Genomic DNA, 23,832 nt, shown 5'->3' with positions numbered 1-23,832 from the left:
TCGTTTCAAAACTAACAATTAATTAACAGACGGTGTTTCCACTGCCCTCCTAAATTTGAGCAAAATTTAGTTTTTCATTAATAAGGAGTGATTTGCTGCAAAAGCATAAGTTAGGTTTTTGGCAACATTTGCTGGCAGCAGGTAATGATTTCATCATGTTTATTTGGGAAGTTTGTGCTCGTGATTACGAATTTAGAAAAGCTTAAAAAATTAAACGTTTTAAAATAGGCCAAAACGTAATAAAATCCATTGAAACAACATTTCAAACGTTTGAAATAATTGCGTTTTTTTCTTAACTATGCACTGAGATTGGAAAAGATAATGAATAATACCCCTGTTACACTAAAATTCTTGGCTGAAAAGTTAAAGATGTCAGTATCAACAGTATCAAAGGCCCTTAATAACTACCCAACCATAAACGAGTACACGAAACAACGTGTTCAGGAAATGGCCCGCGATTTGCATTTTACGCCCAATAAATCAGCTATTAATTTAAAGGAAAAGAAATCGCACATTATTGGTATTATCTTACCCAATCTTTTAGATCACTATTTTACCAGAAGTATTTATGGTGTAGAGCAATTTGCCACACAAAATGGATATAATGTTATTATCAGCCAATCTCACGATGACCTGAAAAAAGAAATCCAATCTGCAAATATGTTGTTGCGGAGCCGGGTTGATGGTTTAATTGTGGCTATTTCAAAACACACGCAAGATTTTTCGCATTTAGACCAGTTCGAAAACATGGGCACTCCGGTAGTGTATTATGCCCGAAACCCGAGTTTTAACTTAAGCTGCCATAAAGTTTTGGGCAATACTTTTCAGGGCAGTTATCAGGCTACAAAGTTTTTAATAGACAGGGGGCATAAAAAGATTGCTTATTTAGGCGGTCCAAAAATGATTAATTTTACGCACGATCGCTTTAATGGCTACATCAATGCTTTAAATGATAATCAGGTTCCTTTTTCATCAGAATTGGTTGCTTACACCGATTTCGACAAAGAAAATACGATCTCAGCAATTAAGAATTTATTTGCCAACCCAGAAAATATGCCTACTGCGCTCGTGGCTTTTAAAGAACCTATTATGTTCGATGCGATGAAATACCTGAAATCGATAAACCACCCTGACTTTGACAAAATTGAATACGTAGGATTCGGGAACACCTCTTTTATCAGTTATCTCGATTCACCACCTATTGCCTCTATTGAAGAAAACCCCGAATCAGTAGGTGAAAACGCAATTAAACTATTGATACAATTGATTAGCAAAGAAATTGATATTCATAATTACCAGAAAGTAATTGTGGATTGTAAGCTGATTGTGCACGGGTAAACGTTTGGCGCATGGCGTCTAGCGTTTTGTGCACAATGTTGTATCTACTCGATCGTCATGCTGTCCCGAATGTTCGGGATCAGCATCTTTATCTATCTATTAAGGAGGGTGTATCATAAATATAAATTTGTCATCCTGAGCTTGTCGAAGGACCTGTTTAAATACTCTTTGAGGTGTTTCGACAGGCTCAACATGACAGCTTCTGGGCTGAAATCGCCTTTATGATACAACCTCGACGACCACTCGTACCCAAATTAAAAAATTCCAGATGACATATTAATTTAACGACATTGCACTACTGTTCAATTGATTCCTGTGCTTTTCATTGTACACAAACGCAGCTACAATCAACAAACCCGCAACACCTTCAAAAGCAACTACAGTCTGCGTACCAAAAAGATGCGCTAAATACCCCATCAATAAACTGCCGATTGGCAATACGCCCTGGTAAGCCATAATATAATAACTTAAAGTCCTTCCCCTCATTACATCATCGGCATGAGTCTGCAGATAAGTATTGATAGATGAGGTTTGAGCCATCAAACCCAAAGCAGCTAAACCGGTACAGATTAAAGCCAGAACAAGCGATGGTGATATAGCCAGCGCTACAACCGAAATGGCCAGCAAAATACCCGACATCATTACAATTTTCTGCAGGTTTTGCTTCACTTTTAATGTAGCCATATAAATGGCACCGAAGAATGCACCAAATCCTGCTGCGCTTTCAAACCAGCCAAATGTTGTGGCATTTCCATTAAAAATATCTTTGGCAAAAACAGGCAATAAAGTTGTGAAAGGAATTACCAATAAACTCGATGCAGCCATCATCAATACCATGGATGCCAAATCTGGCGATGATTTAAGATAATCGTAACCTTTTTTCAGGTCGATCCAGATATTTTCTTTCGATTTTTGATGTACGGTGAGTTTAAGCTTCATCATCACCATACAACCCAGTACAGCAATAAAGCTCACAAAATTGATCAGGAAACAGATATCTTCACCTAAAGTACTCAAAATTACCCCTGCCAACGCCGGGCCGATTAGCCTGGCGGCATTAAACATGGAAGAATTAAGCGCAATGGCATTTGGTAAATCTTCTTTATCATCAATTAAATTTACCATTAAAGATTGACGGGCAGTAACATCAAAAGCATTTACCAAGCCCTGAACCAGTGAAAGTGCTGCAATCCAGAACATATCGTATACTTTAAACCAGATCATCAAAGCCAGGGCACCTGCCTGCAGCATCAGGATCACCTGGGTAATCACCAATATCTTATACTTATTATGTCTATCTACATAGCTCCCAGCATACGGTGCAAGTACCAGTGAAGGGATTAAACTCAAAAAAGTAATCAGTCCCAGCAAAAAAGCCGATCCTGTTAAACGATATACCAACCAACTGATGGCTACACGCTGCATCCATGTGCCGATTAATGAAATAGCCTGACCTGTAAAAAATAACCTGTAATTATAGTGCCTTAGCGAACGAAAAATACTCATGTTTAAAATAGTAAAGTAACTTTACAAAAGTACAAAACTAAAATCAGATCAAAAAACCAAAAACAGAAAGTTTTATCACGTCAGAATCACAATTCAAACAAAACAAAGACCCATATTAGTTTATCTACAAAATTAAAAGCTTATATTTGTAAAGTTTATTTACCATTAAGATGCCTACTCAAACACAAGATATTGCCGCAAAACTAAGAAACACAGTTACCCGCTTAACCAGGCAGCTACGCAAACAGAACGTAAGTTCAGACTTTAGCAATGCCGAACTGTTAACGATGTCGCTGCTCGAACAACATGGCAAAATGTTATCTACAGAGCTGGCAGATATGGAAAGGGTGTCAAAACAAGCTATTTCACAGATCATCAACCGCTTGTTCGATGCCAAATGTGTGGAACGCTTTCCAAGCAATGAGGATAAACGAAAGGTTTTTATCGGCTTAACCAAGCTTGGCGAAAAACACATTATTGCCAGCAGAAAAATAAAAGAAGAATGGCTGGCACAAACCATGGAAAAAATCTTCTCCTCAGAAGAAATCAACTTGATTCAGGCTTTTCTACCCCTCCTTTCGCGTTTGGTAGAACACAATGGCGCAAGAGTATAGTTTTCCTTTTTCCTTCGCCAAATAAGCCTTATCTTGCAGGCTGAAAAATGGCACTATATTTTACATCAATTAATTCGGGCAGTAATGGCAATTGTTACTATGTGGGTAACGATAATGAAGCAATTTTGGTTGATGTTGGCCTAACCTGCAAAGAGGTTGAAACACGGATGAACCGTTTGGGTTTATCAATCAGTAAAGTAAAAGCCATTTTTATCTCACACGAACATAGCGACCACATTAAGGGGCTGGCGGTATTTGCTAAAAAACATAAACTCCCGGTTTACATTAGCACAGCTACCCTAAAAAGCAGCCGCTTGGCTTTGGACACAAACAATACCTTTTCATTAAGCCATTTACAGCACATTCAGATTGGTGGTTTAAAGATTTCTGCTTTTTCTAAATTTCACGATGCAGCTGATCCTTATAGTTTTACTGTTGAATGCAACGAGGTAAGAGTGGGTGTTTTTACAGATATTGGCTCAGTGTGCGATCGTTTAATTGCCCATTTCAAAAACTGTCATGCCGCTTTCTTGGAAGCCAATTACGATACAGAGATGCTGGAAAATGGCCGATATCCTTATTTTTTGAAGCGGAGGATTACAAGTGGTCACGGTCACTTAAGCAATACACAGGCGCTGGAGCTTTTCATCAACCATAAAGCCCCATACATGAGTCATTTATTATTGAGCCACTTATCAAAAGATAATAACGACCCACAGCTGGTTGAAAATCTTTTTAAAAATGTTGCCGGCAATACTTTTGTTAAAGTAGCTTCAAGATATGAGGAAACAGCGTTGTATTATGTAAGCAATACTCAAAACACACCCGAAGTTTACAATTTCGACCCTAACCTATACCAGCCAGAACAACTCAACCTATTTTAACACCCTAAAGTCAAAAATAGCTTGCCGTTTTCTATCAATTTAGTTACAGTAGGACTTATTTTGAGCAAAAAAATGGCAATTGACTAGACAAAAGCATAATTACCCGCAAAAATTGTAAATAATTTTAATTTTCATCAAAACATTTTATTCTAATATGGGTTTTATATAAACTTCATAAATAGTTTGTTTGGTTTAAATGGGGCTTATGGATTTAAGCCCCTTTCTCTTGTCTAAAATTCCGTAATTCAATCAGACTAAATCACCAGCATTTTATTCCATTTTTATATTCTAAATTTTTAGTTATATTCGATTGACAATCATCCGGATATAATATTTAAACCTTTAAATAATAAATTATATGGAGACAAGTAAACTTTCTAAATTCAGTGCCGAATTTCTAGGCACGCTCGTGTTGGTTTTAATGGGTTGTGGTAGCGCGGTTATAGCTGGCGCAAATGGCACAACTGGCGTAGGCTTATTAGGCATATCTTTTGCCTTTGGCTTATCGGTCACCGCAATGGCTTATGCTATTGGGCACATTTCAGGCTGTCACATTAATCCGGCAATTTCAATCGGAATGGTAATCGCTGGCCGGATGAAAATTACTGAAGCCGCTTATTACATTGTGGCTCAGGTATTAGGCGGCATTGCAGGCGCATTTATCTTACTGCAAATTGCCTCAGGAAAGCCAGAATATTCTTTGGCAACAAATGGATTAGGGCAAAATGGTTTTGCAGCACTATCTCCACAGCATTACAGCCTACATGCTGGTTTTATTGCCGAAATTGTACTCACCTTTATTTTCTTATTGGTTATTTTCGGCTCAACCTCTACTAAAAATATCAACGGCGGCTTTGCAGGGCTTGCAATCGGCTTAAGTTTAACACTCATTCATATTGTGGGCATTCCGGTAACGGGTGTATCAGTAAATCCGGCAAGAAGTATTGGCCCCGCACTTTTGGTTGGCGGAGAAGCCTTAAGCCAGGTTTGGCTGTTTATTGTAGCACCCATTATTGGTGCGGCGCTCAGTGCCTTGGTTTGGAAAACAGTTTTGGAGAAAAACTAATTTAAATGGAATTGTTAAAGGGTTAGCGTTTAGAGTTTAGCGCCTAAACACTAACCCCTAAACGCTAAGCTTTATAGGTTCTTTACAATCGCCTCGTCAGTAGGTTTTGTTTTAGAACGGAAACGGTGTACCAATTCTCCTTTTTCATTAATTAAGAATTTCTCAAAGTTCCATTTAATATCGCCTTGCTCTTCTGTATTGGTTTGAGAGGTTAAATACTTGAACAATGGACTGATATCATCACCTTTAACACTGCTTTTCTCTGCCAACATAAAAGATACATTGTACTTTCCGGTACAGAATTCTTTAATCTCTGCATTGGTAGAAAACTCCTGTCCGCCAAAGTTACCCGCAGGGAAACCAATTAATACTACCTTTTTGCCGTATTGCTTTTGAAGTTTTTCCAAATCTTCATACTGTGGTGTAAAACCACATTTAGAAGCGGTGTTAACAATTAAGATTTTTTTGCCTTTAAATTTCGATAGTTTAATTTCTTTACCATCAATGGTTTTAAAGCTGAACTCGTAAACATTTTTTGGTGGAGATACCAATAAGTTTAGTAGGATTAGAATTGTGCTGATCATCGTTGTTTTATTTTTATATACGAATATAGGCACAAATAGGTTGTGCCAACGTAACGTTGTTGTAAATTAAATGTAGCAAATTAGGTAAGAGAACTGGCCAATAGAACAAACTGTGAGCATGATTTGAAAATGAAAGCATATATTTCATTGCTCAAATAAGTGTCTTTTTTGATTAGGAAATTGAGGGCAGTGGTTCTTGGTGGTTTACGGCCCCGCTATCGCTTATAGTCCTCGCTACGCTGTGGGCTATTCCGCTCTATCTGGTTTAATTAACAAAGCCTGATCCCTTTTGTACCTTCAGCTTGGCACAACGCCGTTAAAACCTAAATAGCAGTAAACACATGCCACCTAAACCCGACCGAAGCGAAAAACCCGCAGACCGAGGAACGAGGTTGAGGATTTGTAGCAAAGGGCGGGAGAAAGCCTTACCTACAAATTACTAATATTGCTTTCCAAAAAAAGATTAAAACCACATTAAAATCAACCTATAAACCAACATATTTCCGCTGCATTTAATAAAAAAATTGTATTTAATTCTATTCATGTTTTGATTTATGCTTTAATTATAGCTTTATTTGCACAAAAACGTATTTCATGGCCAAAAATTTATTAATCGTCGAGTCACCCGCAAAAGCTAAAACTATAGAAGGCTACCTAGGCAAAGATTTTCTTGTAAAATCTAGCTACGGCCACATCCGCGATTTAGTTAAAGGTGATATGGCTATTGATATCAAAAATAATTTTGCGCAGACATACGAGGTACCCGCCGACAAAAAAAACATTGTCGCCGAGTTAAAAAAACTAGCTAAGGAAGCCGAAATGGTATGGCTAGCATCCGATGAGGACCGTGAAGGGGAAGCTATTTCGTGGCACTTATTCGAAACTTTAGGCCTAAAAGTGGAGAAAACAAAGCGCATCGTTTTTCATGAAATTACCAAACCAGCAATTTTAAAAGCAATCGATAGTCCGCGCGGAATTGATTATAATCTGGTAAATGCGCAACAGGCACGTCGTGTATTAGATCGTCTGGTGGGTTTCGAACTTTCTCCTGTTTTATGGAAAAAGGTAAAACCATCATTATCTGCGGGCCGTGTACAATCAGTTGCTGTACGTTTAATTGTTGATAGAGAAAGAGAAGTTCTAAACTTTAATGCTGCTGCTGCCTATAAAATTACTGCCCAGTTTGCTACCGGCAAAGGAAAAGAAATTGTAAAAGCAGAATTGCCACAACGTTTCGAAAATGAGGCTGATGCTGAAAAATTTCTTCAGGACTGTACAAATGCCAGGTTCGATATTACCAGTTTAGAAACAAGGCCGGCAAAACGTAATCCTGCAGCCCCATTTACCACTTCAACCTTACAACAAGAAGCCTCCAGAAAATTAGGATTTTCGGTAGCCAGAACCATGCAGGTTGCACAAAGACTGTACGAAGCAGGTAAGATTACCTACATGAGAACAGACTCTGTAAACTTATCCGAAACTGCATTAAATGCTGCTGCTGCCGAGATTAAATCTGCTTACGGCGATAAATACCACCAACACCGCGTTTATAAAACAAAATCTGCTGGTGCCCAGGAGGCTCACGAAGCCATCCGCCCTACTTATTTCGACAGACACAGTGTAGACGGCGATATTTCCGAAAAACGCTTGTACGATTTAATCTGGAAACGCTCTATTGCTTCACAAATGAGCGAAGCATTGTTCGAAAAAACAACTGCTCAGATCACCGCCTCAACCCGAAAAGAACACTTAGTTGCCGAAGGTGAGGTATTAAAATTTGACGGTTTCTTAAAAGTTTATCTGGAATCTACCGATGATGAAGAAAACGAAGAAAAAGAAGGTGGCGCAATTTTACCTCCATTAAGCAAGGGGCAGGAACTATTTTTAAAAGAAATGCAGGCAACCGAGCGTTATTCTCGTCCGCCAGCAAGATATACAGAGGCCAGTTTGGTTAAAAAACTAGAAGAATTGGGCATTGGCCGCCCGTCTACTTATGCACCAACCATTTCTACGGTACAAAACCGTGGTTATGTGGTTAAAGAAGATAGAGATGGCAAACAACGCAAGTTTACTTCTATCATTTTAGCTGACGGGCAAGTAAAAAAAGAAATAAAATCAGAAATTACCGGTGCGGAGAAATCAAAACTCTTCCCTACCGATATTGGTGAGGTAGTAAACGATTTCCTGGTAGAACATTTCAAAGGCATTGTCGATTTTAACTTCACGGCAAAGGTGGAGAAAGAATTTGATGAAATTGCCCAGGGTTTACAAGAGTGGACTAAAATGCTGCACTCGTTCTATAATCCATTTCATAGCGAAGTAGAAACTACGCTTGAAACTGCAGAACGTGCCACTGGCGAGCGCTTATTGGGCTTAGATCCGGCCACGGGTAAAAATGTATACACCAAAGTAGGTAAATTTGGACCATTGGTTCAAATTGGAGAGCTTGATGAAGAGGAAAAACCTCGGTATGCGAGCTTAATGCGCACACAATCTGTTGCAACCATTACTTTAGATGATGCGCTGGAGCTGTTTAAACTTCCTTTCCAACTTCCTGATTTTGAAGGTAAAGAAGTAATGATTGGTGTTGGCCGTTTTGGTCCTTATGTAAAATGGGGCGAAAGTTTTATTTCCCTTCCTAAAAACGAGGAGCCTTTATCGGTTACTTATGAAAGAGCAGTTGAAATTATCCGCCAGAAAATGGATGATGATGCACCTATTGCCTATTACGAAGGTTTAGGTGTAACAAAGGGCAAAGGCCGCTTTGGTCCGTTTATCAAATGGAACGATCTCTTTATCAATATTCCCGCAAAAGGATACGATTTCGACAATTTAACACAAGAAGATATTAATACCTTAATCGGTAAAAAAGTAGAAAAAGAGGCTAATAGATACATTAAAACCTGGGATGCTGAAAAAATATCTATCGAAAACGGCCGTTGGGGACCATTTATCCGTTTTGGCAAGTTGATGCTTAAATTAAGGAATAATGAGGCTACCAAGCAAAAATATACACCGGAAGAATTGATTGATATTGATTTGGAAGTTGTTAAGAAAATGATTGTAGAGCAGGTGCCTAATGCTTTCGAAACGAAGAAAAAAGCACCGGCAAAGAAAAAAGCCCCAGCTAAAAAGGCTGTAGCAAAGAAAAAATAAAAATAATTCGTCATGCTGAACTTGTTTCAGCATCTTTTAATAAAAGACTCTGAAATAAATTCAGAGTGACGTCAAATAGTGGTTATGAAAGCAGATTTACCAGAAAATACAGTTGAAGATATCGCAATGGCCGTTGTATTGATGGGCGAAACACCTGAAGTAAAAAGCTGGACGGTTTATCTTGTTAATTTAAAAAACGAACCGATAACCAATGTTTTAATCAGCTCTAAAGGTTATGGAGAAAAAGACGGAAAGCAGGTAAAAACTTCTGTTTTAAGACATTTTGTAGGCGACATGGAAGCAAATTCTTTTGCAGGCGTGGAAGCCATTGATCCTGAAGTTTTTGGCTTAACTAACGAATATTGGCTAAGCTATTACATTGGTAGCACTATTTATGATAAGAAATTCATTTTCTTGCCCGAAAGCATCATCGATTCCAATATGATCAAGATTCCGCTGGTAAACAGACCTGGGGTGATGATTAAATAAATTGGGAATTTTGAGTGGTGAGTTTGGAGTCACTTCCTCATAGATTTTAAGTATGTAACTTTAATACTATCGCTAGTTCTGCATCCAAAACTGAGAACTCCAAACTGTAAACTCCAAACTAATCTAAGGCACCTTAACAGCCTGTCTTCCAATTAATTTCCAGCCCGATTTTTCTTTACTCCAGATTAAAAGAATATACAATTTCACATTTCCTGGAATATTTTTATCATTTGTTTTGGCATTTAGTGTATGACGAACCAAAGCTGTTTTGTTCTGAACAACGACAGTTTGATCAGTTAAATTAATATCTACAAAATCAGATTCTCCAGAAAGTAACGAATGCATAAATTCCTGCTTGGTTTGAATCTTTCCACTCGAATGCCCGTAACTTAGGTTATTCAAAATTATTTTATCAAGCGCCAAACTATCTGGTGTAACCATCAGTTTGGTTAATTTGCTTACGGCATCTTCTACTTCAGTTTTTTGGGCAAAACAAAAACTGGTCGAAATTAACAGGCTCGAAAAAATCAAGAGTTTCTTTATCATATCTGGTTGTATTGGGGTTAATGTTGTAAACTTATCCAAAACCATGCAAAGGAACAAACCCTAAGCGTTAATTTTCAACATAATTTATTTTAACGTGAATTTTAGTTTATTTTCGGATGGAATATAGGGTTTCGGATGCAAAGGATAAATTGCGGCACATCCATTGCTTTTACCGTAACATTATATCCCCATTTATCTTAACGAATTTCAAACATGGAACAACCATCTACCTACCAATCTTCCTCTAAAAAGAAATTTATCTTCATCGGATTACTTGCTGTTTCTATAGCGGCAATTGTATTTATCTATTTCAATAGAAAGAAAAAAAATCATGAAGAAAATCAGGCTTATGCAAAATATATCGAAGCCTATACTTCCGGAACCATTTCCAAAAAAAGTTTTATCAGAGTTCATTTAGCCAATGCGGCAACAGGCATGCAGGATCTGGGCAAAGCAGATTCACGCGAACTGTTCGACTTCTCCCCTTCTATCTCGGGCAAAACCTATTGGATAGATCCGCAAACGGTTGAATTTAGACCTGATGAAAACCTCAAACCTGGCAAAAACTACGAAGCTACATTCAAACTTTCGGAAGTTTCTGCTACAGAAAAAGGCCTTGAAGATTTCGACTTTGAGTTTAAAGTAATTACCCCAGGGATTATGCTTTCGCAAAACGGATTGGTTTCGCAGAACAATACTGCGATGGATTATATGAAATTAACCGGCGAAGTGGCTACTGCTGACGTAGAAGAAACCAATAAAATAGAGAAAACGATTTCATTGGATTTTGACCAAAAGCTAAAAATCAAATGGCAGCACGATCCAGCAAAAAACACTTCAAAATTCACTATCGATAGCATAAAAAAGACTGGAAACGATCAAAATTTAAAAATAGATTGGGATGGAGATGCCATTGACGCAGAACAAAAAGGAGAAGTAGAAATCCGTGTTCCGGCGATAAATAAATTCGAAATACTGGATATGAAGGCTATTCAGGGCGAAGAAGATTATGCATTGGTGCAATTTTCAGAACCCATTGGTGTTGGGCAGGATTTAACAGGTATGATTACACTTGGCAATCTGAGCGATTTAAGGTATACCATTGATGCCAGTCAGGTTAAAGTTTATGCTGCCGAAGAACTTAAAGGCAATTATACTTTAAGTGTGAATGCAGGAGTAGAAAACATCAATTCGAAAACACTTCCAAACGGTAAAGTAGTCAATCTTGTTTTCGAGGATAAATTACCGGCCGTTACCATTGCAGGTAATGGTACCATTTTACCCAACTCCGGAAAGCTGGTTTTACCTTTCGAAGCGATTAATTTAAAGGCTGTTGATGTTACCGTGATCAAAATTTACGAAAACAACATACCGCAGTTTTTTCAAACGAATAGTTATAAAGATGGTAACGAATTGCGTAGGGTGGCCAAACCTATTCTGCAAAAAACGGTACGATTAGATGAAGATAAGGCACTTAACCTCCATAAAAAGAACCGTTTCACCCTTGATCTGGATAAAATGATCCGTACTGAGCCCGGTGCCATGTACCGCGTTACCATTGCTTTCAGACAGGAATACAATGCTTACAATTGTAAAACCGGGGAAGAAAAAGCCGATGGTAATGAGGAAGAAGCCGAATATGGAGATTACGAAGGTTATGGTGAAAAGATTGACGAAGACGATGACTTTTGGCAACGTTACAATAATTATTACCCGCCAAATTACAGGTGGAATGATAAAGACAATCCATGTACGCCATCGTTTTACACCAACCAGCGCTGGGCCAGCAGAAACTTAATTGCCTCGAATATTGGTTTGGTGGCCAAACGTGGTAACGATAACAGCATGCTTATTGTAGCAACAGACTTATTGACGGCAAAACCACTAAGTGGTGTAAACCTTGAATTGATGGATTACCAAAAACAGATCATTTTCACGACTAAAACTGATGGTGATGGTTTTGCAAGTTTTGACCTGAAACGTCAGCCTTTCTTATTGATCGCTAAAAATGGTTCAGAACGTGGTTACCTTAAACTAGACGATGGAAGCTCACTTCCGTTAAGCCGCTTCGATGTTGGCGGTGATGTAGTCCAAAGTGGCTTAAAAGGCTTTATTTATGGCGAGCGTGGTGTTTGGAGGCCAGGCGACAGTTTATTTGTTTCTTTCGTACTGGAAGACAAACTAAAAAAACTGCCAGCCAATTATCCGGTAACCATGGAATTCTATAACCCGAAAGGTCAGCTTTACAAAAGATTGATCAATGACAAACCTTTAAATGGATTCTACACCTTTAAAACCGCTACTGAAAGTACAGCGCCAACTGGTAACTGGATGGCGAAAGTTAAAGCAGGTGGAGCTACATTTACCAAAACCCTAAAAATCGAAACCGTAATGCCAAACCGTTTGAAAATTGATTTCAACGTTGGCAATAGAGCATATTTAAGTTCAGGAACATCAGCCGCTACCCTATCGGCCAAATGGCTATTCGGTGCTGTTGCGCAAAACTTAAAAGCGAAGGTTGATGTAAACTTAAACACTACAGAGACTAAATTTAAAGGTTTTGAGGGTTTTAGTTTCGATAACCCAACGGTTAACTTCGAATCGCAGGTTAAAACCATTTTCGAAGGCACTTTAAACCAGAACGGTACAGCTCAGATTAACACCAACCTCAATGAGAACAATACCGCTCCTGGTGTGTTAAGGGCAAACTTTACAACCAAAGTCTTCGAACCCGGAGGTAATTTCAGCATCGATAATTTCAGCATACCCTATCATGTGTATAGCAGTTATTTGGGTATCCGACCAGAAAAAGGCGACCGTTTGAGTGGTATGCTGGTTACTGGCAAAGCGCATAAAATCGAAATTGTAAATGTAAATACCGATGGAAAACTGTTGAGCGGAACCAAAACCGTTCAGGTAGAATTATATAAAACACAATGGCGTTGGTGGTGGGAACAGGACGATCAATATACCTACGCTAACTTTACCCAAAACCAGTATAACAAATTGGTAGAAAGCCATCAAGTGAATCTGACTAACGGAAAAGGGAGCTGGGATTTACGTGTTGATGAACCAGAATGGGGCCGTTATTTAATTTTGGTGCGTGATGCCAATGGTGGACATGTTACCGGAAAATCTGTTTATGTAGATTGGCCGGGCTGGGCACAGCGCGAACAGGGCAGCAACCCAACTGAGGCATCTATGTTATCTTTCACTGCTAATAAGGAAAAATTTACTGTTGGAGAGGATATTACCTTAACCATCCCAACTGGTAAAAACGGAAGAGCGTTAATCTCCATTGAAAATGGAAGCCGGGTATTAAAAACCTTCTGGGTAGATACCAAAGCCGGACAAACGCAATTTAAGTTCAAGGCTGAGAAAGAGATGGCACCTAATGTTTTTGCCAATATTACTTTATTACAACCGCATGCACAAACGGTTAACGATTTACCAATCAGGATGTATGGCGCTATTCCGCTTTCGGTTGAAGATCCGCAGACCATCCTAAAACCAACCATAAAAATGTTGGATAAAATCAAGCCTGAAACCGAAAACACCATTACTGTAGCTGAGCAGAACGGCAAAGCAATGACCTATACCATTGCCCTCGTAGATGAAGGTTTATTAGATTTAACACGTTTTAAAACACCTGATCCACATGGTGCATTTTATGCCCGCGAAGGTTTAGGCGTAAAAACCTGGGATTTATTCGACTATGTATTAGGCGCATGGGGAGGGAATTTAGAACGCATTTTAAGCATTGGTGGTGATGGTAGCATCAACAAGAACTTAAATCCAGCAAAAGCCAACCGTTTTAAAGCAGTGGTTAAATTTATGGGGCCATTTACTATTGGCAAAGGCGAAAGTAAAACACACAAATTTAAATTGCCTCAATATATTGGTGCGGTAAGAGCTATGGTAGTTGCCGGGCAGGATGCTGCATATGGTTTTACCGAAAAATCGGTTCAGGTTAAAAAGCCGTTAATGGTTTTGGCTACTTTGCCAAGGGTTATCGGTCCGGGAGAAAGTTTCACCTTACCAGTAACCGTTTTTGCTACAGAGAACAATCTTAAAAATGTATCAGTACAACTCCAGGCAAATAATTTAATTGTTCAAGGCAGTAACAAACAGCAGCTTTACTACAAACAAACAGGTGAGCAAATGACCTATTTCGAGGTGAAAGCACCCAACACAGTAGGCATTGCCAAAGTAAAAGTGATTGCACAAAGTGGAGCTGAAAAAACAGTTTACGATGTGGAAATGGATATCAGAAATCCAAACCCATATGTAACCAATGTAGTGTCTGCAACGGTTCAGCCGCATACCAAATGGGCGGTAAACTATTTGCCAATCGGTATGACAGGAACAAATTCTGGTTCACTAGAAGTTTCTTCTATCCCTGCGATCAACCTTGGTAAAAGATTGAGTTACCTTATCCAATATCCGCATGGCTGTATTGAGCAAACTACTTCGGGTATATTTCCTCAACTCTTTTTGGATAGATTGAGTCCGTTGAATGAACAACAAAAAGCTACAACAGAGAAAAACATTAAAGCCGGTATAAATAGGCTGAAAGGTTTCCAAACTACAGATGGCGGTTTGTCTTACTGGCCTGGCGAAGGTAGTTCTGATGAATGGGGAAGCAATTATGCCGGACACTTCCTGGTTGAAGCACAAAATGCTGGTTATACCCTTCCTGTTGGCCTTTTGGATGAACTGTTGCGCTTTCAAAAATCCAAAGCGGCAAACTGGGCGCCAAACAGTAATAATTTTTATGGAGGAGATTTGTCTCAGGCCTACCGTTTGTATATGCTTGCCTTAGCTAAAAAACCTGAAATGGCAGCAATGAACCGTTTAAAAGCTTTTGAATATTTGTCAATCGCTGCAAAATGGCGATTGGCAGCTGCTTATAAACTGGCCGGACAAAATGATGTTGCTCAAAATATGATCAGAGGTTTAGATACATCTATTCAGGCTTACAAACAATTGGGTGGAACTTATGGCTCCGATGTGCGCGATGAAGCCATGATTTTAGAAACCCTAACCCTACTCGGTCAGAAAGCAAAAGCTGCGAATTTACTACAACCTTTAGCTGCTAAACTTGGCGAAAACACCTGGTACAGCACACAAACAACCGCTTATAGTTTGTTGGCTATTGCAAAATTCTGTGGTTCAAACCAATCGGCAAATAAACTGCAATATCAGTATGTACTAGACGGAAAATCGGCACCTGTAAGTTCAAATCAATACATCAACAGTACACCTGTAACCTTTAAAGGAAATACGGCTTCTATTACCAATAATGGCAATAATGTATTGTTTGTCCGTTTGGTTTTAGAAGGACAACCAATTGCTGGTCAGAACAATTTCTTGCCAAACCGACCGGAGGTATTGGATATGAACGTGACTTACAAACGTTTAAACGGTAAAGTCCTGGATCCAACCACCTTAAAACAGGGAACAGATTTTTATGCTGAGGTAACCGTAAAAAATCCTGGCAGAATGGGATATTATGAACAAATGGCGCTAACACAGATTTTTCCTTCAGGTTGGGAAATTATCAATACCCGCGTTAACGATAATCAGAGCATTTTAGCCTCATCTCCTTTTACCTATCAGGATATCAGAGATGACCGCGTTTTCACCTATTTTAATGTAAGGGAAGGTGAAAGTTTAGTTTACAAGGTATTACTTAATGCCTCTTATCTAGGTAAATATTATTTATCAGCCGTTCAATGCGAAGCAATGTACAATAATGATATTTCGGCTACAGAAGCAGGCAAATGGGTGCAGGTGGTGAAGTAGAATAAAAATTAGTTTTAAACCTCGCAGGTTTTTAAAACCTGTGAGGTTTCTTATTTTTAAAAAATTAAATGAACAAAATCTCAAAAGCTTTCCTCATTTCGGATGTTATCTGCTTTGCCCTGCTTTTGGCTTTTCTTTTTTCGTTACCCTCAAAACTGTTCAAAACACCTACTTCGTTTGTAATTGAGGCAAGCAATGGTAATTTATTAAGTGCAGCAATTGCCAGCGATGGACAATGGCGGTTCCCTGTGGCGGACAGTGTTCCTGTAAAATTTAAAGATTGCATCATTGCTTTCGAGGATAAGCGGTTCTATAGTCACTTTGGCATTGATTTTCTGGCCATGAGCAGGGCCATGCGCCAGAATTGGAAAGCTAAAAGCGTGGTTAGTGGCGGGAGTACATTAACTATGCAGGTAATCCGTTTATCGCGAAAACAAGACCGAACGGTTTGGCAAAAATTATTGGAAGTGACTTTAGCTTTACGCTTAGAAACAAAATATTCAAAAGAGGAAATTATAGGCTTATATGCAGCAAATGCGCCCTTCGGCAGCAATGTTGTGGGCTTAGAAGCRGCAAGTTGGCGATATTATGGTCGCAATGCCAAAACCCTTTCATGGGGTGAAATGGCGACATTGGCTGTATTGCCCAATAGTCCTTCTTTGGTACATCCGGGTAAAAACTCGACGCGATTAATTAAAAAAAGAAACGATTTATTAGATAAGCTGGCTAAGTTAAAATACATCGATCAGGCAACTGCGAATTTAGCCAAGTTAGAACCCGTTCCGGGCAAGCCTATGCCTCTACCCCAAAATGCGCCGCATCTGTTGAACCGTTTTAAAATAGAACGAGCGAGTCTTAAAATCTCCTCTACCAGAATTACTTCTACACTGGATGAAAATATCCAGCTAAAAGTTAATGCCATATTAAAACGGTACAATAACCGTTACCGGGCAAACGACATCAACAATATTTCAGCATTAGTGCTGGATGCAAGAACCGGTCATGTTGTAAGTTATGTAGGCAATATCTACCAGCCAGAAAATGCTGACCTACAAAGCCACGTGGATATGATTAAAGCACCACGAAGTCCTGGCAGTACCTTAAAACCCTTGCTTTATGCTAGCATGATGAATGATGGCTTTATATTACCGCACACATTAGTTCCCGATATCCCAACTCAAATAGCGGGCTATTCACCACAAAATTACGATCTGGGCTATGATGGCGCCATTGCTGCAGATAAAGCGTTGAGCCGCTCCTTAAACATCCCTGCAGTAAAAATGCTGCAACAATACAAATATGAACGTTTTTACGATAAACTAAAAAAACTCGGAATAGGAACACTTAACCAACCAGCAGATCATTATGGCTTATCGTTAATTTTAGGCGGTAGCGAAGTTACGATGTGGGATTTGGCTAACACCTACATGGGCATGGTACGTACGTTAAACCATTTCAATACCTATAAAGGTTTGTATAACCCTGAAGATTATAAACCTGCAAGCTATTTCAATGGCGAAAATAAAGATGAAAAAGATTATCAGCGCACCTCCTTTTTAGACCATGGCTCGATTTGGGCTACTTTTAATGCAATGGAAGAGGTAATGCGACCAGGTGATGAAGGTTTATGGGAGCAGTTTTCTTCATCGCAAAGAGTTGCCTGGAAAACAGGAACGAGCTTTGGTTTTCGCGATGCTTGGGCTGTTGGTTTAACACCGAATTATGTGGTTTGTGTTTGGGTAGGCAATGCCGATGGAGAAGGAAGACCAGGCCTGGTAGGAATTGAAGCAGCTGCCCCAGTCCTATTTGACATTTTTAGGTTACTGCCTAATGGAAAATGGTTCGAAACACCAGCCACCAAACTTAAAAAGATAAAAATATGCAAGCAGAGCGGTTATAAAGCTGGAGAATATTGTACCAATGTGACAGAAGAATTAGTGCCGGCTGCAGGAGAGAAAACTGTCGTTTGTCCTTTCCATAAATTGGTTCATTTGGACAGAACAGGCACATTTAGGGTTACCGACCAATGTGAAAGCATAACCCATATGCAGCACAAAAGCTGGTTTATTTTGCCGCCAGCAATGGAGTATTATTACAAAATAAAGAATAGCGACTATAAATCCCTTCCTCCTTTTAAAAGTGGCTGCGACCTTTCGGGTGGAAATAGTGTAATGGAGGTAATTTACCCGAAAAACAATGCAATAGTTTACATTCCCTTAGAACTAGATGGAACAAGAGGCAAAATTGTGATTAATGCAGCCCACAGAAATTCAGGTTCTAAAATATATTGGCATATTGATAATGAATATGTTAGCACCACTACTAATTTTCATCAACTGGCCATTAGTCCACCGCCTGGTAGACATACTTTAACCCTGGTTGATGAAAATGGAGAAAGGCTGGTACAGGTTTTTACAGTTTTAGATAAAGAAAAAAACAACAGATAAAAGGCAATTTAAAAGAGAAAATAAAAAAACACAACAAACTGATATTAAAAAACTTACATTGATTTAAACTACTTTAAGTATATTTAGTAGAACATTTAGAATTTCAAAAATTTTCATCCTTGTAACAGTTAAGTTTTACCTTAAACCAATCTTGTTATGACTAGTAAATTCGGTTTTACCAAAATGGATATTAATGAATTTGAAACGTGGATTTCAAATTTAAGAGTTGCCCGAACCATCATACACATTCAGGAGCATCATACCTGGAGTCCGAGCTACATCAATTTTAAGGGTAATAATCACTTTGATTTGCAGCAAGGAATGAAAAATTACCACGTTAGTCATAATGGTTGGATGGATATCGGGCAACATTTTACTACTTTTCCCGATGGTACAATTTTAACCGGTAGAAACCTTGAAAATACACCTGCTTGCATTTTAGGTTTTAACAGCCACGCCATTTGTATTGAAAATCTTGGGGACTTCGATACAGGAAAGGATTTAATGACCGCTGAACACAAAAATACTATTGTAAGGATAACGGCAGCACTGTGTAAAAAATTCGGTATCACAGTTAACAGCGATAACGTAGTTTATCACCATTGGTTTAATTTAACGACCGGAGTAAGAAATAATGGAACGGGCAACAATAAAACCTGCCCGGGCACTAATTTTTTTGGCGGTAACAAGGTTGAAAATTGCAATCAAGATTTCCTACCACTGGTAAGTGCAGCTTTAAATGGTGTCGTTCCACAACCTGCGCAGAATATTATAAAATATGTTGCAGTTACCGCCGATAGCTTAAACATTAGGGAAGACGCGAATGCCCAAAGTAAAAAAGTTACCGGAGTTGAGCCAGCAACCTTAGGGGCTATTCTCCGCGTATACGGAGAGAAAAATGGCTGGTATAAAATATCAGCATCGCAACAACATTGGGTAAATGGAAGTTTCACCAAAAACGTAACCAGGGCAACAGTAAATGCCACTACCCTAAATGTAAGAAGCGGGCCAGGCACCAATTTTCCGAAAGTTTCTGCACTTACAAAAAATCAGGAGGTTTTTATCGTTGAAGAAAGTAATGGCTGGTGTAAAATAAGTAACGATAATAAATGGGTGAAGAAGGAATTTTTAAATTAATTATTTAGCTATTGAAAACTTTCTTTCCACTCGCCAAAAGCTTTTCTTAATTTAGTAGTAGCCAAAAAACTTTGTATTGGATCTTCTATTTTACCAACACCTTGTTCATCAATAAAATTATACAGCGCATTATAATCCGGATAGTCTGTATGAAATCTTTGCAATTCCTTTTCGAGGTAATTTTTATCAAAACGTTTTAATGCCTGCTTTTCTGTTTGCCCCATCCGTTTTGCAAAATCCAAGAAAGTTAAGCACTGATATATTAAACCTGTACCATAATACAACAGTGCCAAAAAAGTTTCAAAATCCTTGGCTGCAATATCAAAAGGAACACCTTCAGAACTTATTAAAACAACGGGCAAGGCATTTTCATGCTTCCAGATCGCCCAGGCAGAGCCATTATTTGATTCTGTGAAAACCTCCAAATCGTTCTTATCATAATTGGCTATTAATTTAGTTAATATGCTATTGTCTGCACGCTCCAAATCAACTAAAAAGCCCTGTTGATTGTCCAAAAAAGCTTGAAATTTACTTACAAGATTTTCCATACTTATGTTTTATATCGATCTAAATTTTGAGCTAACATAGCTTGTTCACCTTGTAAAATACGCGTTTTTAATTCGTTATATAAATCGGTTTTATCGGTACCTGTAAAACCTACCTCACCCAAATCTTTCCAGTTATCGTGGCTTTCTGCCTGATTAACCACTCCCCTCATTGCCTGAACATCTGCACCCAATTCTTTTTTCAATAGATCTACATTATCCGACCGTTTTTGTTTAGGAGTTTTAGTTTTATCGTGCCTTATGGTATCAACAGCAGCCGTAAAGGCTTTCAAAATCGGATTACTTTTATGTCCAAAAGTTCTACCAGCTTCATGCCTATATTTGTGTAAATTGATTACATAGGCTGAAGGTGCATGGCTGCCGTCTAAAACATCTTTTATCGGATTACTTGGCGGGAAATAAGGTTGCGCCGCCGAATAAATGAGTGCCGCCGCCTGAGGTTGGTGATCGCCTGTCATTTGATCTCCTTTTGGTATTGGTACACTTCCATAGGTGCCAGCCAAACCTTCTAAGGCATAACGATCTCGAGCATCTGATAAATTTTCTCTTCCTATTAACGACCTTAAAATAGTAGTTAAAGCGATAGAGTTTGTCCAAAAATCATTAGCGTATTTTTCCAAATCTGCTTGTTTACTTGGATCTATTGCTCTACCCGTATTGTCATCAACTTTAATGGTATTTAATTTTTGCAGATTTGGTGCTACGCCCGTACGGTATAAATTTTGTGCGGTAACGGCCTGAATATGTTTTGGATCTGTATCAGAAGTTGTATCAATAATATCCTGTAAAAATTTCTCTATAGTAATTGGCTCACTGGCCATCATTTCTATCCGATTCCCTTCGGCACCCCTTATAAAGACTAAATGATGCTCATTATTTACATCATCAAAAGGTTCGGTTCTATCATACCAGGTATCATCGTTATAGCCGAATGGGGAATCGCAAGTTGGCGAAAACACGGATAACGCAGCGGTGGTGTAGGTTCCAACCGGAATTACGGTATGGTTTCTGTAATGGTAATATGGGTACATTACACCATGCACCACCGACATTCTTGGTCTGACAGTAAAATTGCCACGGTCAATGTAAGTATCTGCTACCGAATCAGGCAAAGTTGAGATATATTTTAAATCATCAGGCACACCCGTTGCGGCCTGTGCCTCAGCCTGGCAATCTGTTTTATAATCTGTCCAGCGCTCACCTCCTGCAGCAAAATCGCCTGATGGTGGGCTAACGCTATAGTGGTAAAAATCTAGACCTACCTCATTATTTGGGCCTACTCCAGGTCCTGCCGAAGGCAATGGTTTTGCAAATGTGGCAAAGTACATTTTCCCATCGTAAGGTGGCAAGCCAAATGCCCACGCCGGGCAATTTCCGGCCAGGTTATTACAAGCACATTCAATATTTGCGGCCATGTGCCAAGGTAAAATCATGGCCCAGTTACCGGTTTCCCCTTTAACATCAGCAGCCCAATCAAAACCGGCATCGTGTTCTCTGCAGCCATCATGTGTATTGCAATCCTGAAAATCATCATATTGCCAGAAAGTTCCGGTAGCGGGATCAAAAATTGTTATGGTACCCAAATGTTCGCAGGTATCACAATTTACCCCACAAGCACCTCTGCATTCAGCCTTGCTGGCAGTTCCTGGCACTTTTTGATAAGCTTCTATCGGTCCTGCCAATCTCGGCCCAGGACCAAAAGAGCCACTTCCAGGAGCACCGGTTGCATTCCAATCCCAGCTACCACCATTTTGAGATGGCAGGTAACCTAAAGTGCTTAAAATGGCACATAAGCCACTTATAAGTGGGCAATCATCTGTAAAGCCCTGGCTACGATCAATAGCCAATGCGGCATTGTCAAAAGGAATTCCCGTAATTGTTGGCGTAGCCACACTTACCCCCGTAATGCCATGACCAGGCACACCGCTAATGCTACCCGATAAACCAAGTGAGGCTGCTGCATCACCATGCCATTCGTATGGTTGCCAGTAAATCCGGCAAAGATTAAAACCAAGCACGCTCAGTTGAGCATAAGCTCCAGCAAATAGATCGGCAGCAATTCCAAAATCCAGATCTATATCAGGACTGGCCGTAATGGTACCTCCACCATATGATAATGAGCCACCAATGTGTGTGGTTTGCATGCCAATAGCCCTAACAAATACAGCTGGGCCACCTTCGGCACTTAAGAGCGGAATACTTACTGGTACGGGCACAGGACCAACTGGTATAATGCCGCTTAAGCTAAGCTCGCCTTTTATTCCACCCCGTAATTCTGCACCTAATGATAAAGCGCTTGTAATGCTAATACCACCGCTAATACTGTAGTTGCTGGTTAAAGGATTGATTAAAATATGTGTCGGGTCAAAACAAATTGGCCCTATCTGTACCTGAACTTCTGGTGTAATACTACCCGTAAGCCCTACTTCGCCCGAAATGAAAACATCTGGAGCGATTGGCATGGCAAAAATTGGGATCATAAAATCCTGGTCCATAGCATCTAACGTAAACTGCTGACTATGGCCATCCAACGGACAACCTCCAGGAATATCGATTTCTAAACCACTGGTGGTTATCCTTACATCCACACCTAAAGCATCGGCCAATGCCTGTGCCGCCTGTCCCGCTTGGGTTGCAAGCCAATCTACTGCATCTACACCTGCATCGTAAACGGCACCTGCCGCATCAGATACAGCTCCACCTACAGCACTTGCGGCATCTCCAACAGCACCAGCCGCATCACTCAATCCTTCACCTACAGTATCAACTCCTCCAGCTACATCATTGGCAAACTCATCCCAGCTATATCTTTGTATTTCTGGGGATGCCCCTTGCTGCATGGTATGCGTTAACTCATGTGCCAACAAAAATTTTCCGCTCTGCGAATTTGGGTTATACTCGCCTTTATTAAAATAAATATTATTGCCAACTGTGAATGCCCTGGCATTAATGCTATCGTTCATTTTAGCAGCGTGGGAAGTATCATGAATCCTTACTCCCGAAAAATCGCCTCCCATTTTACTGCCCAAATCGCGACTAACATGCCCAGGCAAAGTAGTTCCACCACCCCTTGTAGCGGCAATACCAGATTGCACACTTGATGGTGCACTGCCTCCAGCAGCAGAAGCCGATTCCGATTTGGCTTGCAATACTTCTGGTTGATCTATTTCTTTAAGTACTTCGGCTTTACGGGATAATTTTTCTTCATTTTCGCAGCTGGCGCATTTACGCTGTAATTTAGGTTCATCAATCTCTTGTTCTTTACGCGATGCTTGCTCCTCATGTTCGCAACTGGCACATTTACGTTGCAACTTAGGTGGCGCTATTGCTTTAGGCTTTTCCTTTCTCGATACTTTCTTTTCGTTTTCACAACTGGCACACTTGCGTTGTATTGAAGGTCTGGCAAGGGTTCTCATCACTGCCGTTTCTTTACGCGATACTTTTTTCTCCTGTTCACAGCTAGAACATTTACGTTGCACACTCATCCCTGAAGTAGCCGTACCAAAACCCGACATTGCAAAACCTGTATTAGACGGCATTCGCATCACCCTTTCGGCCACTTGATCAGCCTCTTTCTCTTGTGGATCGTTTACGGCACCCACTTTTAGTTTAGCCTGAACACAACCAGTCCCAGGCCTGCTATGTGTAACAGACTTAGCTTGAGAATTTCCATATGCCAATGCAGTACTCATTG

General features: G+C 39.7%; 14 protein-coding genes. 9 read left to right on the top strand and 5 right to left on the bottom strand.

What is annotated here, in order from left to right; translation table 11 throughout:
- Nucleotides 1–321: 321 nt before the first annotated feature.
- Complete coding sequence (locus AC1DNH_RS01865) at nt 322–1,338, top strand: LacI family DNA-binding transcriptional regulator (protein ID WP_477585248.1); 1,017 nt, start codon at nt 322–324, stop codon at nt 1,336–1,338.
- A 276-nt stretch (nt 1,339–1,614) separates the two neighbouring features.
- Here AC1DNH_RS01865 and AC1DNH_RS01860 read toward each other — a convergent pair whose 3' ends face one another.
- Nucleotides 1,615–2,844, bottom strand: coding sequence for an MFS transporter (locus tag AC1DNH_RS01860; protein WP_477611187.1), 1,230 nt, complete (start codon nt 2,842–2,844; stop codon nt 1,615–1,617).
- Between the two features lie 170 nt (nt 2,845–3,014).
- Between AC1DNH_RS01860 and AC1DNH_RS01855 the strand changes: the two genes are divergently transcribed.
- The 3 genes from AC1DNH_RS01855 (at nt 3,015) to aqpZ (ending at nt 5,408) form a co-directional block, all read left to right on the top strand.
- Entirely contained in the window at nt 3,015–3,458 is a 444-nt protein-coding gene (locus AC1DNH_RS01855; RefSeq protein ID WP_477584915.1) for a MarR family winged helix-turn-helix transcriptional regulator, read from the top strand.
- A 47-nt stretch (nt 3,459–3,505) separates the two neighbouring features.
- Nucleotides 3,506–4,342: an MBL fold metallo-hydrolase gene (locus AC1DNH_RS01850; protein WP_477584916.1), complete on the top strand. Its 837-nt coding sequence runs from the start codon at nt 3,506–3,508 to the stop codon at nt 4,340–4,342.
- Between the two features lie 358 nt (nt 4,343–4,700).
- Nucleotides 4,701–5,408 (top strand): aquaporin Z, encoded by a 708-nt coding sequence (gene aqpZ, locus AC1DNH_RS01845; protein ID WP_477584917.1) that lies wholly within the window; start codon nt 4,701–4,703, stop codon nt 5,406–5,408.
- Nucleotides 5,409–5,479: 71 nt separating this feature from the next.
- On the opposite strand, the gene AC1DNH_RS01840 is transcribed toward aqpZ, so the two are convergent.
- The gene (locus AC1DNH_RS01840; protein ID WP_477584918.1) at nt 5,480–5,992 is read right to left on the bottom strand and encodes a glutathione peroxidase; all 513 of its coding nucleotides are present in this window, start codon (nt 5,990–5,992) and stop codon (nt 5,480–5,482) included.
- A gap of 594 nt (nt 5,993–6,586) precedes the next feature.
- On the opposite strand from AC1DNH_RS01840, the gene topA reads away from it, so the two are divergent.
- Together topA and AC1DNH_RS01830 are read left to right on the top strand one after the other, a co-directional pair.
- Nucleotides 6,587–9,148 carry a type I DNA topoisomerase gene (gene topA, locus AC1DNH_RS01835; protein ID WP_477608881.1) on the top strand — a complete coding sequence of 854 codons (2,562 nt, stop codon included), beginning with the start codon at nt 6,587–6,589 and terminating at the stop codon, nt 9,146–9,148.
- An 84-nt stretch (nt 9,149–9,232) separates the two neighbouring features.
- Nucleotides 9,233–9,637 carry a hypothetical protein gene (locus AC1DNH_RS01830; protein ID WP_029274671.1) on the top strand — a complete coding sequence of 135 codons (405 nt, stop codon included), beginning with the start codon at nt 9,233–9,235 and terminating at the stop codon, nt 9,635–9,637.
- Between the two features lie 123 nt (nt 9,638–9,760).
- Here the strand turns inward: AC1DNH_RS01830 and AC1DNH_RS01825 are convergent, their stop codons facing one another.
- Nucleotides 9,761–10,183: a nuclear transport factor 2 family protein gene (locus tag AC1DNH_RS01825; RefSeq protein ID WP_477585704.1), complete on the bottom strand. Its 423-nt coding sequence runs from the start codon at nt 10,181–10,183 to the stop codon at nt 9,761–9,763.
- Nucleotides 10,184–10,396: 213 nt separating this feature from the next.
- Between AC1DNH_RS01825 and AC1DNH_RS01820 the strand changes: the two genes are divergently transcribed.
- The 3 genes from AC1DNH_RS01820 (at nt 10,397) to AC1DNH_RS01810 (ending at nt 19,572) form a co-directional block, all read left to right on the top strand.
- Complete coding sequence (locus AC1DNH_RS01820; protein ID WP_477625110.1) at nt 10,397–15,988, top strand: alpha-2-macroglobulin family protein; 5,592 nt, start codon at nt 10,397–10,399, stop codon at nt 15,986–15,988.
- A 68-nt stretch (nt 15,989–16,056) separates the two neighbouring features.
- Nucleotides 16,057–18,435 carry a penicillin-binding protein 1C gene (pbpC, locus tag AC1DNH_RS01815; RefSeq protein WP_477625109.1) on the top strand — a complete coding sequence of 793 codons (2,379 nt, stop codon included), beginning with the start codon at nt 16,057–16,059 and terminating at the stop codon, nt 18,433–18,435.
- A 156-nt stretch (nt 18,436–18,591) separates the two neighbouring features.
- Nucleotides 18,592–19,572 carry an SH3 domain-containing protein gene (locus AC1DNH_RS01810; RefSeq protein WP_477581074.1) on the top strand — a complete coding sequence of 327 codons (981 nt, stop codon included), beginning with the start codon at nt 18,592–18,594 and terminating at the stop codon, nt 19,570–19,572.
- An 8-nt stretch (nt 19,573–19,580) separates the two neighbouring features.
- Here AC1DNH_RS01810 and AC1DNH_RS01805 read toward each other — a convergent pair whose 3' ends face one another.
- Nucleotides 19,581–20,120, bottom strand: a complete 540-nt coding sequence (locus AC1DNH_RS01805; RefSeq protein ID WP_477581076.1) for a hypothetical protein — start codon at nt 20,118–20,120, stop codon at nt 19,581–19,583.
- A 2-nt stretch (nt 20,121–20,122) separates the two neighbouring features.
- Nucleotides 20,123–23,830, bottom strand: a complete 3,708-nt coding sequence (locus AC1DNH_RS01800; RefSeq protein WP_477581078.1) for an eCIS core domain-containing protein — start codon at nt 23,828–23,830, stop codon at nt 20,123–20,125.
- Between the last annotated feature and the right edge of the window lie 2 nt (nt 23,831–23,832).

The sequence above is a fragment of the Pedobacter sp. 01N310 genome (assembly GCF_056399805.1).
This window is presented reverse-complemented; position numbering and strand designations above follow the sequence as displayed.